Raw genomic sequence first — 14,176 nt, forward strand, 5'->3', positions numbered from 1 at the left:
GTTTTGTTATTCCTCCGCTTGTAGTCGTCCATACGTTTTTTGCAATATGAAGTAGGACGGCTTTATTCGTTCGTGAAAAGTTGGATACTCCCAATTTTTCCACTTGTATAAGTAAAAATCTTTTAATAAAAGTTCTCCTTTTTTCTGAGTTGGAAACGTATCTACCACGTCATTGTTCTTCCTATTAACAGCTACGACTCCCACTTGAATTCCTTTTATTTTTTCGCTGGATTCTAATCCTTTTTTAGACCAAATATCTCCCATTATTTCTTTTTGACTCGGGTCTTTTACATTTAAAAGCGCCCAAGGGATGCGAAGTTCAGCAATTCCATTTGATTCATTCACTTTAAAATCTGCTAACGAATCAAACGAAGAAGAGTTAGGGTCGCTGTTTCCTTCTTGGAGCTCCCCTGTTTCATAGGCCTCAAAAGGAATGTTTCTCTTATTTTCCCCCTCTCCAATCGCTAATTCTTTGTTAAGGGCGAGCCTAATTGGATTAAACATGCCGTTATCTTTTGTATCGGTTCCTTTTACCAATGGAATCATTTGAAGCTGATGAGCATACGAAAAATAATACGTATCGTAATAGCTGTCTATCCGCAAGTGACTGTCTTCTTTCCCGTTTAATTCTGCTACAAAATCAATTCCTTTTGTTTTTAAAGAAGGAATTTGAGGAATCTTTGATTGTCCCTGATTGTTAATCGTGTTAAACAAGAAATAAAGCTTTTGGTTTTCCAAATCTTTTGCACTCACGTGTAGATATAGATAACCTTCATCACTTGTAATGTTCAATGCTTTTAACTTCTTAGAGGGCTTATATACCGACTTGCTGTTCAGCTTTTTCCAATCATCTGATTTGCCGTCTACTTTGACTTTTAGCTTTGTTCCTGGATCAAAACTCAACAGGCCAAAATGCTGCTCTCCCGTTTGCAAATTCGTCCAAAATGGCCTGCGGTTCGGATTGTCGTACTCCATCGTATTCCACGTTCGCTTGAACCATTCATCTTGCCATGTAAAGACCATACCGCCAGCCATTTTCTCTTCCACAATATCTTCGCATAAGCGCGACAGAATTTTTCCTTGTTCTTGTTCCGTATGAAAGCCTTGATCCCAACCGTATACGTTTCTATGGGTAAGTCCTCGCGAAGCCGGAATGCCAAATTCAGCAACAAGAACGGGCATATGATGAACTTCTTTCATATTTTGCAAATAGCCTGCGTAGTTATTTTTCTCTCCTCGATGGTCTCTATAAGCGAGATAACGAGGTTCATAATTTAAGAAATCAGGATAGTACGGATAAATATGATAAGAGGCAAATAAGCCCGGCTCAAATTTTTTAGTTGTGTGAATTAAATTAGGATTAACAGACACTTTATCTTCGTCTTCAGAAGGCTCATATGGATGCGTCAATAAATCCGTCGTCACCCAGTTCGTAAAGCTCATAGGCCGCTGCCAATCATATTTATCCTGCTCATAGGAAATTGTCTTTTCCATGAGCTGCGCAAGCCATATTTCAAAAGGGTTGCCTTTTTCGGTATAGATGTACTCCCCTTTAAAATCTTTCATTCCTTTATGTTTTTCATTTGTCGAAAGGGCTACCGTTGGATCCCATTCAACTCCTATAATCCAGCCCAAAACATAAGGAGACACGTCTGCTGTATACGTTCCGCTAGCATGTCCCGTACGCTTTGGCAGCGTTGCATTTCCGTGAATAACGTTTACAATCCTTTTCATTTCAGCTTCGAATTCTTTTGTATTTTTCTTTGCAAAAGCATCTTGTGAATCATAGAAAACTTCTTCATTCACCCATACCCCATGAAAAAGATAAATGGGTTTCTTGGCTTTTTGGTTATACTCAGCAAGCGCTTCATAAAAGGCGGGAGGGTGAATAGTGTATACGCGGATTGAGTTTGCATTCATCTTTCCAATTTCTTTAAACCAGCGCAAATATTCTTCTTTCGAAATAGCAGTCTCACCAGGAAAATGACCTGGCTTACTAATGCCCATATTTACTCCTTTAATCAGCACATCTTGCCACTTGCCGTTTTGATAAACTTGCAAATAATCTTTTCCTACTTTCCCTGCTACTTTACGGTCAGCATCTTCATAGATTTCCATATTTTTATTAAAAGTAACAGAAGCAGGCTGTGATTCATTTTGCTGTTGATCTATGATCTTATTCATAAGAGGCAGGTAAACAGTCCAGTAAAAAGAAGACTCATCTTCTTTTCCGATTTTCTCTGTCCATTTCTTCCACACCGGGTAAAAAGAGGTTTGATAAATGGAAGGTACTTCTCCTTGATCTGCAAAATCTCCTGCAAAGTAATAAGTATCATATCGCTCTTTATTATGGTGAACGACTGCTGGTATGGACAAGGGAATACCATTTTCCTTTAGCTTGTTTTTCCCTTCCGAATCCAAGTGAAAGACAAACTGAGCCTGCACATCACTTTTTTGCTGCGGCGTAATTACGTCAAACCAATATTGATAAGCCGATTCATTCTGTAAATTCAATGTTTTCTTTCCTTGTTTTGTATATTGAAACCATACTGGGTTTTCTTTTAATTCTTTTTCCGTTATAATAACGAGCTTATTGGATTCATTAACAAACAGTAAGCCTTTGCCTGTAAGGTTCCACTCTTTGTTGTACTGCTTTTTGTAAGCACTTTTCACCCAAGCAGGAACTTCTTCACTGCCGAATTCCTCAAAATAGCGACCAATCCAGCCGGACCACGTCACATTGTACAATTCATACAGTTCTTTACGAACGTCTAAAGAAGTAGGGCTTCCAAATGTATTAAACTCTCCAATCAGCGTTTTTGTACGTCCATTCAGCGCTTTCTTAACGTAGCTTACGTCTTCAGAAGTCATGCCGCCATACACCAACTGAGAGCGATCTCCCCTTTTAGCTTTTACGCCTAAATCTTCTTTGTATACACCGTACGTGTCCGTGATATAAATCATATCTGCAGAGTTTGTTTTTGGCAGAGATTTGATGCTGTATGTTTTATTTCCCTTCGGATAAAACCCTGCATAATCTTTTGAGATTTCATAAGGCTTCCCGTCTTTGCGTACTTTCGCTTGATTCAGCATCCACATTAAGCCCTGATGCTCCCGAAACGTTTGATCTGGCACTGTTTTATCAATGACAAGCAGATTCAAATCAGTTGGTTTCTTTAGCTGCCAAATAAGAAATGGCGAAGCTGTTACTACCATAACCAAAATAATGCCGCCGATTAATAACCATTTTTTCATTGTGAAACTCCTTTTCGCTGCATGTCTCCCCAGCCTTTTTTATTGCGAATAACATCCAACAATCCATGACAGCGCCATATAACAGTTAGAGGGCGATACCAAAAAGATTCAGTCAGGGAAAAGACAAACAGCTTAGCGATATCAGATACTTTTGGATATTTGCGAAGGCTCCACTCTTCTAGCAAAACGGCCGCCATCGAATAAAGAGAACCATATACAACCATTAAGAGAAAAAGCAAATAAGCAAACTCTACATAAATCCCGCCTACAACTAGGGAAATGACAATAAACAAATAGCCTAACATTTCCATGACCGGCCCGATTAGTTCAATAAACACAAAATAAGGCATGGAAATCATTCCGATACTTCCGTATTTCGGATTAAACAGCATCTCTTTATGCTTCCAGAGACTATCAAATAAACCCCGGTGCCAGCGGTTCCGCTGTCTTCGCAAATATTTGATTTCATCAGGAGCCTCTGTCCAGCATACTGGATCTGGAATATAAACAATTTGATTGTTGGTTTTTTTCTGTTTAATCAGTCGGTGCAGGCGAACAACAAGCTCCATGTCTTCACCGACTGTATGAGAATACCCCCCAGCTTCAATCACCCAGCGTTTAGAAAATACGCCAAATGCTCCTGACACAATAAGTAATAAATTATGGCGACTGAGACCAATGCGCCCCATAAGAAAGGCACGTAAATATTCAATAATCTGCATCACAACAAGCGGCTGCGTATCAAGTCCAATTGATACGACCGCACCGTTTTCGATTTTACATCCGTTTGCAATTCGAATACTTCCCCCTGAAGCAATTACTTCTCCGTCTGAATCAATAATTGGCTTCATAACTTTTAAAAAAGCGTCTCTTTCTAATACTGAATCGCCATCGATCGAACAAAAATAAGGGTAGTTGGATAAATTAATTCCTGCATTTAATGCATCTGACTTTCCCCCATTTTGTTTATCGACTACATATAAATAATCGTATAATTTAGAACGATATACAGCTTTTACTTCTTTCGTCTCCACTTGCTTTCTCACAACTCGATTCATTTTTACAAGAGAAAACTCTTCGATGAGCTTTTCTAGCGTATCATCTGAAGATCCGTCATTTACTACAATTACTTCATATTCTGGATATTCAATTCCAAGCAGCGAACGCACGCTTCCAATAATCCCGACAGATTCGTTATAAGCGGGAACTAATATAGATAACGGCGTTGTATAGCTGACCGCAAGCAAATCTTCATAAGGTTCTTCATCATTTAATTGATATTGCTTTCGCAGTTGAAAAGCAGAGATGATAAACATCATAAAATAAAAACAAAGCACAAAAATCATATAAGCAAATACAGCCCATCCACAAATGGACAATAAAAGATGCCAAACACTATTCCACAACCGTAATTCCTCCTTTTTCAAGCCATTCTGCTGCCATATCTTTCGAAAACTTGTCATCAGTCGTTTCGTATACATGAACTAAGTATTCTGTACCTGTTGGGATTTTCATCATTGACTGAGCAGCATTCGAACGCACAAGAAAATGAGAATCTTTTAGCGACTGCTCGAGAAGTGACAATCCCTTCTCATCTCTCGTTTTGCCTACTAGTTTTGTAGCCATCATTCTCTCTTGCCACATATCTGATTGAAGGTGTTTCGTGAGCTCCTCTATTTTTAATGGAAAAGATAAAGCGTTAAGTGATTTCAACGAACGAATTCGCAGTTCTTCTGATGAACTTTTCATGTGCACTTTTAAGAAATCTATATACTCTAATTTACGATTGATACCGATCATATCAATGAGTGGCAGCTGAATTTCTTCTTGCAGGTCTTCAAATTTATTAATAAATTGCTGAAACTGCTCACTGTTCATTGTTCCAAACAAAGAGCGGTACATAAATTCAGACAGCGGTTTAGAAGTATTCGTCATGTACATAACAAACTCAGGACGGTTTAGCTTAACTAAAATCTTTAAGATTTGATTTTTTTCAGCCGCTGTACTATTTTTCTTCTCATACATTTCTAGTAATTGGTCTGTTAGCGTAGTGAGACCAAAGTCTTCAATAGCATAAAGGGCATTCATTCTGACACTCCACCTAGAATGATGCAGCTCTTTTTTATATTTGGGTGTAAAAACCTTCTCCGCATAGAGCGTGATGTTATTTAGAATGTCATCGCCTTGCACAGCTGCAGAAAAACCGCTCAATAGTTCCTCTACACCCGCCAGCTCTATTTTATTTTTAGGTTCTATCCGATGTTCTTCATCTTTTCTGTATAAATAAATAAAAAGAGATTCTTTCATACTGTCTTTATAGGATTCTACTTTTGCCCGAAAAGCGTTTAAACGTGCCTTTTGAATAAGTAAATAACTTAGAAAACTGACTAAAAGCAATAGCAATCCCCCAAATAAGACATATACCACTTGAATAGACATCGCCATTTATTTCACCTTCTTCATTAAATGACGTACGCGCGCTTCAAGCTCCATTAACTTAAATGGCTTTGTCATGTAATCGTCTGCCCCAAGTTCTAATGCTCTTTGAATATCTTGTTCGCTGTTTCGTGATGTAAGCATAATAACCGTGTACTGATCGTGACGTTTCTGCTGCCTTAATTTTTGCAGCACCTCTAAGCCATCCATTTTAGGCATCATTCCGTCTAAAATAACAAAGTAGTGATCGCTAGAGTTAATCCATTGAGACTCAAAAAATTCGATGCCATCTTTAAACACTTCTATTTTCACTTCATAGCGATCTCCTACATCAATCTTACTTAAAAGCTCTTTCAGCATCGTTCGAATGATAGAATCATCATCAATAATAGCCATACGAAGCGTTCGCTTTTTAACCAGCTTGCTTTGAGAAGAAGCTACAATTCTTTGACGTCCTGATTCCTTCGCTATATATAATGCTTCATCAGCTTGATGAAGCGCTTTTTCTAACGGCCATTCAGTGTTATGAACTTCTACAACTCCGCCGGAAAAGCTGCAATAAAACGAATCGCTTTGATGTGTGAACACTTTTTTCACAAAGAACTCCAATAATCTATTTAATACTGTTTCTGCCTCTTTTATATTGGTTTTTGGCAGTAAAAGAATAAATTCTTCGCCTCCATATCTAAAAATGTGATCTGTTGGACGAATTTCATGCTTCATATACTCTACAAATGCTTGCAGCACGCGGTCTCCCATAAGATGTCCATATTGATCATTTATTTTCTTAAAGAAATCTAAATCTAAAATCGCTAAACAAAAAGGATCTTTTAAGCGGTCGTAGCTGGATAGCTGCTGACTGTAGATTTCTTTTAAATACGTTCGGTTATAGGCTCCTGTTAATTCATCAAACATTAAATAGGAGTTAAACATCTGCTTTCGTTCAATATGGTGACCAATTCGAAGCAGACTTTCTTCCATATCGAGAGGTTTAACAAGGAAGTCATCGGCCCCTAATTTAAAAGCCTTCAAACGCGTCTCTCTATGATTATCAACGCTCATCATGACAATCGGAACGAACAGTTGCTTTGTTTTATCACGTAAAAATGAAAGAATGTCAAAGCCTGTACAGTCTTTCATATGTACATCAACAACAAAACAATCCGGCTTTAATTCGTAAAAAGCCGTAATGGCTTTTTCTTTAGACGCAGTTGCTAATACGTACCACCCTTGTTTTTCAAACTGTTCTTTTAAATACATCAGCATTGAAAGGTCGTCGTCAACAAGTAAAATATTAGCTGTTTGTTCACTGATTTCTATCAGTTTATTTATATCTTCTGCGGATTGAATTTCATCTTGATAACAAATTTTAATAATATCTAATAAAAAAGTATTCAACTCCGCGTAATCCCAGGTTTTTTTCTGTTTTTTTTCAACAGCTTCCATTAATTCGCGGGAACGATCTCCTAAATAATGCAGTCCAATAGTCGCAGACGTTCCAGAAATTGAATGCAAAAAGCGGTACACCTCTTCATGAAGTATTTCTTCATTTTGATCAGTCCACTCTTGCAGCTGCTTACGCACATTAGCTAATAATGCAATTTGATATTTATCCATCTTATACACCCTTTGTTCGATATAGTTAACACTTACCCCATATTAATCCATCCATTTTTTATAATATTTTGTAAGTAAATGAAATATTTTCTTACTTTTATTTTAAGTATGTTTTTTCTAAATGAAAAGCAATTCCTTTTTAACCATACTTTTCCTCTAATGATTTTACTTTAAAATGATTCTTTTTTCACTCATTATTTTCCCTTTCTAATAAGTAAAATGCCCTGTTATCTTCTTTATAAATAGATCTACAACCTTATTGACAAAATTAATGAGTCTTTGTTACCCTTATACACGTTGTGAAAAATTTAAAAGTGAATGTTAAGGAAAGCAGCCGTTTTGATGAATAATCAATCAAATCAGGTTCTTTCCTTTTTATATTTTTACTAAGGCAGATACTTTGCTAAATAAAGTTTCGCTTTATACACCGTGTCCTCTTTGTCATAGGCGCACTTAGACCGAAAACAGACGGAAAGGAGTATAAAATGTTTACTCAGCTTACAGAAAAAAACCAGAATGCAGAAGAACTAAAAGAAACACTTGATGATTTAGAGTTTCAGCTATTTCGCATGCAGGATAATTTAAAAGAAATTGCTAAAAAGTACGAAGTTATTGGTGTCGATCAGCCTGAAGATAATCAGTTAGTTATTGTATCGGCACAAAATGACGGAAGCGCATGTAAAATTATGCTAAATGAATGTACAAAAGCCTATAGAGGGGCTTGGGATTTTGCCATCGATGGCGTATATGAAGATAATCACACGATTTTTATCGGTGACATTAAAGGTCCCGCTAATAGGGGATATGGCTCTGTATGTATGAATTATTTAAAAGAAGTAGCGGTTGATCAAAATGTTCATGTTATTAAAGGCGATATTGCTGAGCGCGACTGGGATCATCTCGAAAGATTGATTCATTTTTATGAAAAACATAACTTTGAGGTAAATATTGATTATACAAATAAGTGCGGAGAGATTGAATGGACTCCAGCTTATCAATAAAAAACGAACAGACAGCGTCTGTTCGTTTTTTTATTTGATATATGCTAAGCTTTTTTTTATGCTGCTAAGAGGATTTTCTTTGCACTGATCTTGTTCAACAATCCACCATTTTACTCCTGCTCTATGTCCTTCTTGCATGACAGCCTTTACATCTACGCCTCCGGTACCAAGAGGAGCAAAAAATTGCTCACTGTCTGCTGTCATATCTTTTAAATGGATAAAAGGCGTACGATTTCGATAGTGCTTCATCCACTCAACTGGATCTTCGCCTGCTTTAGTGAGCCAATAAATGTCCAGCTCGACGTTTACCCCAGTTTCTTCTAGAATCGTTTGGAGAGCTGACTTTCCAGTTGACAATTTTTCCAGCTCAAAATCATGATGATGATAGCTAAACGACAGGCCTTCTTTTTTACAATAAGCATCAATGTAATTTAAAGAATCAATAAGTTCGAAATATCCTTTTTCAGTTTGTCGTTCAGGCATTAAATAAGGACAAACAATATGTGAATTTCCAACTTGCTGCTCAAAGTGAATCACTTGCTCTAAATTTGATTCTAATTGTTCAAGCGGCACGTGACTAGAAGCTGCCTTCAGCTGTAAATCCGTTAACCATGCTCTTACTTCTTGCGCTGTATATCCTTCGTACCCCGCAAACTCTACCCCTTGATACCCTAAAGCCGCTACTTTTTGAAGAGTTCCTTTAAAGTCTTTTTTCGTTTCTTCACGTAGCGTATAAAGCTGAACTCCTATAGGTATTTCTCCCATCTTCTCTCCCCCTGTTCATTAAGAAAGTGATTGAACTATGGCTAAATCAACAGCTAGAAGCAATTAACTACAATCAAATCTACGTTCATCCTAGAAAGGAAAAAATCCGAACGAATTTGATTCTCGATCAATAATAAGATTCGTTCGGATCCTCCTTTAACTAACATACTTTTTTCTCAACATCTGCTGCTTTTTATTTTACTGCACTTCCAAGCATTCCGGAAATAAAATGACGCTGAAGTGCTAGGAAGAAGACAATAATTGGAATGGTGGCAATCGTTACCCCCATCATTACTTGACCGTAATCAATGATCGATAATCCAATTAAGCTTGAAAGAGCAACCGGCAATGTAGCCATTTCGTTTGATGTAGTCGCAACTAAAGGCCACATAAAGTTATTCCACTGTGTCATAAATAAGAAAATAGCTGCTGCAGCCATCGCAGGCTTCATAGAAGGAAGCACAATGGTTAAAAAGATTCTCATCTCTCCAGCACCGTCCAAACGTGCTGCTTCAATCAGTTCCGTTGGAAAAGCTAAAAAGTTCTGACGTAATAAAAAGATAGCGAACGGAAAGCAAAGCTGCGGAACAATAAGAGCAAAATACGTATCAAGCAAATTAAAATTCGACATCAGCTGAAAAAGCGGAATGAGCGTTGCTTGATATGGAATCATCATGGACAATAAAAGCGTTGTAAAAATTGCGTTTCGTCCTTTAAATTCAAATTTAGATAGCGCATATGCAGCTGTAGAACAAACCATTAAAGCTACAATCACATACACGACTGAAACAAATACTGAGTTAAAAAAGACGCGCCCTAAATCAATTGAAGCATTTAAATTTTGTAGATTTGTCATAAATTGATCGCCAGGCTTCAGCGTTGGAGGGTTTGTAAACATTTTTCCTGATTCATTCGTAGCGCCGATAATCATCCAGTAAAACGGAAAAATAGAGATAATCGTGAACAGCCCAAGCATGCTGTATAATCCTATTTTACGCATGATGTTGCTTTTCTTTTTAACCTTAGGCATGGTAGCTACTGCGGTTGCTTCTACTCTCTCTAATACACTCATGATTTATCACCCGTAAATTTAAATTGGAAGAACGTTAAAATACCGACTAATAATACAACAACGTACGCAATGGCTGAAGCATATCCAAAATCAAAATATTTAAAGCCATTTTGATAAATATATAAGCCTAGCGTCATCGTGGAATCAGCAGGGCCGCCTTTTGTTAAGTTAAAAGGTTCGTCAAACAATTGAAGCGTGCCAATTGTTGATAAAATAGTAGCAAACAAGATAACGGGTTTTAATTGTGGAACCGTTACGTGGAAAAACTTTTGAATACGATTTGCCCCGTCTAAATCAGCTGCTTCGTAAACTTCATGAGATAAGCTTTGAAGAGCTGCTAGAAAAATAACCATATTATAACCTGTCCATCTCCAAGTCATCGCAACGATGATTGAGACTTTAGCCCAGAAAGGATCTCCCAGCCACTGAATGGCATCGATACCGAAAAACCCTAAAATAGTATTCATAATTCCTTCATCTTGAAGAATGATTGAAAACAAAATAGAATAGGCAACTAGCGACGTTACTGCAGGCAAGAAAAATGAAACTCGGAAAAAACCTTTTAGTCTTAAAAGCTGACTGTTTAACGCGTTAGCTAGTACAAGCGCTAATAAAATCATGACGGGTACTTGAACGATTAAAATAATCCCCGTATTTCCAAGCGCTTTCCAGAAAATATCATCTCCGAGCAAACGTGTATAGTTTGATAACCCGGTAAATACATACTTTCCGCCTTCCATACTCTGAAAGCTTAGAATAAACGATGAAAAAATAGGATAGATGGTAAACAGCGCGAACAGCAAAAGTGCTGGAGCAATAAATAAGTAAGGCAATGATTTATTTGTCTTCATGATGACCTCCTAGTACCGCAAGAAGAAGAGATAGAAGGCAATTTTCTAGAAATCACCTTCTATGCTTCTTGATTATTTTTGAATTCGGTTTTCTAAGCGTTTTTGAGCTGCTTCAAGCGAGTCTGTAACGCCCTTACCATTTGTTACCTCTGACACAGCTTTGACTGCTTCACTGTTTGCAACTGAGTAATTGCCTGTAAAATTAACCGGCTTAATATCTTTCATTTCATCTGCGAATGTTTTCCAAATCGTTTGATTGTTAAAGTACTCATCTTGTGCAGTGAATAATTTTGAAGAATATACGGTATTTAATGATGGGAATAATCCGCCCTTCATCGCTTCTTCTTGAACTTTATCCGTTGTTGAGAAATATTCCATAAATTTGTACGCTTCATCTGCTTTTTGGCTATTTGCTGAAATCACATAGTTGCTTCCGCCTAAGTTAGAAGCACGGTTGCCTCCTTCTTCAAACGAAGGTAATAAAAATACTCCCCATTTTCCTTTTAAATCTGGAGCCTGCTGTGTAATAGAACCAGATAGCCAAGCACCAGATGGTGAACTTGCTACTTTACCTTCTGCTAAAGCACTGATTGAAGCATCCCAGCCCACTGTATTTTTAACAATGCCTGCTTCTTTTAACTTCTTATTTAACTCCATCGCTTTTTTCGCTTCTTTAGAAGTTAAATTGAGCTTACCTTTGTTATTAAAATAGAACGTACCTTGCTGCGTCAGCGCCATTCGGAATAAGCCATCGTCATTATTAAAATCTAAACCTAGTAAATCAACGCCAACTTTTTCTTTAATTTTCTTACCAGCCGCAATGTAATCATCCCATGTTTTGATACTGTTTGGATCTACGCCTGCTTTTTCAAAGTAATCTGTGCGGTAGAAAACGCCTGTTGGACCTGCATCAAACGGGAAGCCGTACATGTCCCCATCCTTTGATAAAAGAGCTTTCTTAAACTCTGGAAATTTATCTTCTTGCTTATCAAATCCTTTTTTAGATAGGTTTAAAAATGCTTTTGGAAATGCATCCAAATATCCTTGGAAACGATCGTCTTCTACTAATACAATATCAGGAAGACCTTTTCCGCCAGCTTGCAATCCTGTTGTTAGTTTTGAATAAACGTCTTCACGTCCCATATCCACTACTTTTAATTTAAACCCTGGATTCTCTTTTTGGTATTCTGCTGCTGCTTTCTTTAATACTGGTACGTTAATATTCCAAGCCCATGCAACAACTTCTTTTCCACCGCTACCACTTGTTTCATTAGCAGACTTTCCTCCGCATCCTGCAAGTACTAGGGTTAAAATGAGTGCAAAACTGATTAAACTAAACCAACGTTTCAATGAATACCCCTCCTATAATCTCTTCTCCTAGTGTGGCAAGTTTTTTTGTAGACGCTCATGACTCTTTCTCAAGAAAATTATTGAAAAATAATTCTGTATATTGAAAGCGTATACAATTTACTTAATCTAAATTATATGAATGAATACCTTTTTCCTCAATGGTAAATATAAAAGGCAAAAACCTTACATTTTTGCCTTTTTCTAAATTGATTTTGTTATTATGGTTTCTATTAACTTTTTCGTTCATGAAAAAAAGCGAATGTACTGTCGTTGTTGAAACAGAACACAATCGCTTCTTAAAAAAAATCCAATGTATACTATTTTTTTGCTACATAAGTAACACTTTCTTGCTTATTTGGGACGTTCTAAGGAAAATAATTGCCCCAATTTACTATAGTTAGAACCCGCAAGCCGGCTCACTGGCTTCACACGTTCTGCAGAAACGCGATCGTTTTCTATCACTTCTTCACTAATATGAAACATCACAACTTCACCGATAAACAAATCTGAGCTGTATGCCTCATCCGTTCCTAATGGAACAATTTGGTGAAGCTTACATTCCATTCGAATGCTGGCTTCTTGAATTCCAGGAACCTGCACTTTTTTGCTCGGTGCTAGTGTTAACCCTGTTTCCTCGACTTCACTCACGGAAGAAGGGTAAGAAGATGCCGCTTGATTCACCTGTTCCACTAAGTTTTCGTCTACAAGATGAACTACAAATTCTTTAGATACACTAATATTTTTGGCCGTATCTTTCGTCATTTGACCTTCACTTCTCGAAACCGAAACGGCAATCAGCGGAGGCTCTGCCGCAACTACATTAAAAAAACTAAACGGCGCGGCATTCACTACACCGTCATCATTTTGACTTGTTATAAACGCAATTGGCCGAGGAATGACAACACCTGTTAGCAAATGATAATTGTCTTTTGCACTTTGTACCACTGGATTAACTATCTTCATTTTACCCACTCCTTTTCTTCCATTTACTTTATTGTATGGTAACGAAAAGAACATAGATTAGCTAGCAACTTGCTCACCAACACAATAAAAAGATCCGAACGATTGCTCGTTCGGATCTTTCTTCAACTAAACTGCTTTTGTCTCAGCCTATTTCGTTAATTTAACACCGTAATTTTCACTGTACGACGTCCGAATGCTTTTGCAGCTGACTCAGAAGGTACTAATACGTCAATTCGATATCCTTTAATCGCACCGCCCGTATCACCTGCTGTTGCCACTCCGTATCCTTCTACATATACTTTCGAACCTAATGGAATAACGGATGGGTCTACCGCAATAATTTTATGAGTGCCTGAACTTACATTTTGTCCAGTCGCTGTTACGCCGCTGCAGCCTGCACAATTAGCTGTATAAGCTGTTGCTTCTACATACATTTCTTTTCCAGAATGCTTTTGTGTGCTTTCTTCTTTTTTCGTTTCTTTTGCTTCTGAAGAAACGGCTGCTTTCTTCTCTGTAGCCGCAGCTGTTTTCACTTCTTGTTTCGGCTCTGTTTTTACTTCTTTCTTAGCTGTTGCTAATTCAGCTTGACGCTTTGCTTCTGCATCAGCCTCAGCCTTTTCAGCCGCCTGCTGTTTTGCCACTTGCTCAGCTTGCTTTTGAGCTGCTTCTTTTTCTTTTGCAATCTTATCTTGAATGCCTGTTAGTTCAGACTGAAGATTTGCTTTTTCTGAAGAAGCTGCATCAATTTCATTTACGACCGTACTGTATTTTTCTGCATAGTTGTTAACGTTGCTGTTTGTTTCGCTAACGTTTTTATCTAATTCAGCTTGTTTAGCCGCTAAGCTACTTTTTGCTGCTTCTAATAC

General features: G+C 37.6%; 11 protein-coding genes. 1 reads left to right on the top strand and 10 read right to left on the bottom strand.

Features of this window, described 5'->3' with window-relative positions; genetic code table 11:
* Positions 1–6: 6 nt before the first annotated feature.
* The 4 genes from N178_RS15340 to N178_RS15355 are packed head-to-tail and all read right to left on the bottom strand — an operon-like array spanning position 7 to position 7,308.
* Entirely contained in the window at positions 7–3,255 is a 3,249-nt protein-coding gene (locus N178_RS15340; RefSeq protein ID WP_045293260.1) for a hypothetical protein, read from the bottom strand.
* Complete coding sequence (locus tag N178_RS15345; protein ID WP_043980132.1) at positions 3,252–4,661, bottom strand: glycosyltransferase family 2 protein; 1,410 nt, start codon at positions 4,659–4,661, stop codon at positions 3,252–3,254. The genes N178_RS15340 and N178_RS15345 overlap by 4 nt, the downstream gene beginning before the upstream one ends.
* Positions 4,651–5,700 (bottom strand): HEAT repeat domain-containing protein, encoded by a 1,050-nt coding sequence (locus tag N178_RS15350; protein WP_045293262.1) that lies wholly within the window; start codon positions 5,698–5,700, stop codon positions 4,651–4,653. Before N178_RS15350 ends, N178_RS15345 begins: the two co-directional genes overlap by 11 nt.
* Positions 5,701–7,308: a GGDEF domain-containing response regulator gene (locus N178_RS15355; RefSeq protein ID WP_045293263.1), complete on the bottom strand. Its 1,608-nt coding sequence runs from the start codon at positions 7,306–7,308 to the stop codon at positions 5,701–5,703.
* A 485-nt stretch (positions 7,309–7,793) separates the two neighbouring features.
* On the opposite strand from N178_RS15355, the gene N178_RS15360 reads away from it, so the two are divergent.
* Positions 7,794–8,309, top strand: a complete 516-nt coding sequence (locus N178_RS15360) for an N-acetyltransferase (RefSeq protein ID WP_045293264.1) — start codon at positions 7,794–7,796, stop codon at positions 8,307–8,309.
* Positions 8,310–8,339: 30 nt separating this feature from the next.
* On the opposite strand, the gene N178_RS15365 is transcribed toward N178_RS15360, so the two are convergent.
* The 6 genes from N178_RS15365 to N178_RS15390 form a co-directional block, all read right to left on the bottom strand.
* Positions 8,340–9,074 (bottom strand): sugar phosphate isomerase/epimerase family protein, encoded by a 735-nt coding sequence (locus N178_RS15365; RefSeq protein WP_045293265.1) that lies wholly within the window; start codon positions 9,072–9,074, stop codon positions 8,340–8,342.
* A gap of 193 nt (positions 9,075–9,267) precedes the next feature.
* The gene (locus tag N178_RS15370; RefSeq protein WP_013055640.1) at positions 9,268–10,074 is read right to left on the bottom strand and encodes a carbohydrate ABC transporter permease; all 807 of its coding nucleotides are present in this window, start codon (positions 10,072–10,074) and stop codon (positions 9,268–9,270) included.
* 68 nt (positions 10,075–10,142) lie between these two features.
* A complete protein-coding gene (locus tag N178_RS15375; protein WP_014461372.1) occupies positions 10,143–10,997 on the bottom strand; it encodes a carbohydrate ABC transporter permease in 855 nt (284 codons plus the stop codon).
* A 72-nt stretch (positions 10,998–11,069) separates the two neighbouring features.
* A complete protein-coding gene (locus N178_RS15380) occupies positions 11,070–12,347 on the bottom strand; it encodes an ABC transporter substrate-binding protein (RefSeq protein WP_028412189.1) in 1,278 nt (425 codons plus the stop codon).
* A gap of 351 nt (positions 12,348–12,698) precedes the next feature.
* The gene (locus tag N178_RS15385; protein ID WP_045293266.1) at positions 12,699–13,310 is read right to left on the bottom strand and encodes a flavin reductase family protein; all 612 of its coding nucleotides are present in this window, start codon (positions 13,308–13,310) and stop codon (positions 12,699–12,701) included.
* A 155-nt stretch (positions 13,311–13,465) separates the two neighbouring features.
* Positions 13,466–14,176: 3D domain-containing protein (locus N178_RS15390; protein ID WP_045293267.1), on the bottom strand; the 711-nt coding region annotated here is incomplete at its 5' end.

It is taken from the genome of Priestia aryabhattai B8W22, assembly GCF_000956595.1.
GTDB lineage: Bacteria > Bacillota > Bacilli > Bacillales > Bacillaceae_H > Priestia > Priestia aryabhattai.

Excerpts from the sequence above, each read along its gene's own strand:
- N178_RS15385 (WP_045293266.1), bottom strand. The coding sequence starts at position 13,310 with ATGAAGATAGTTAATCCAGTGGTACAAAGTGCAAAAGACAATTATCAT.
- N178_RS15365 (WP_045293265.1), bottom strand. The coding sequence starts at position 9,074 with ATGGGAGAAATACCTATAGGAGTTCAGCTTTATACGCTACGTGAAGAA.
- N178_RS15360 (WP_045293264.1), top strand. The coding sequence starts at position 7,794 with ATGTTTACTCAGCTTACAGAAAAAAACCAGAATGCAGAAGAACTAAAA.
- N178_RS15340 (WP_045293260.1), bottom strand. The coding sequence starts at position 3,255 with ATGAAAAAATGGTTATTAATCGGCGGCATTATTTTGGTTATGGTAGTA.
- N178_RS15350 (WP_045293262.1), bottom strand. The coding sequence starts at position 5,700 with ATGGCGATGTCTATTCAAGTGGTATATGTCTTATTTGGGGGATTGCTA.
- N178_RS15370 (WP_013055640.1), bottom strand. The coding sequence starts at position 10,074 with ATGCGTAAAATAGGATTATACAGCATGCTTGGGCTGTTCACGATTATC.
- N178_RS15375 (WP_014461372.1), bottom strand. The coding sequence starts at position 10,997 with ATGAAGACAAATAAATCATTGCCTTACTTATTTATTGCTCCAGCACTT.
- N178_RS15355 (WP_045293263.1), bottom strand. The coding sequence starts at position 7,308 with ATGGATAAATATCAAATTGCATTATTAGCTAATGTGCGTAAGCAGCTG.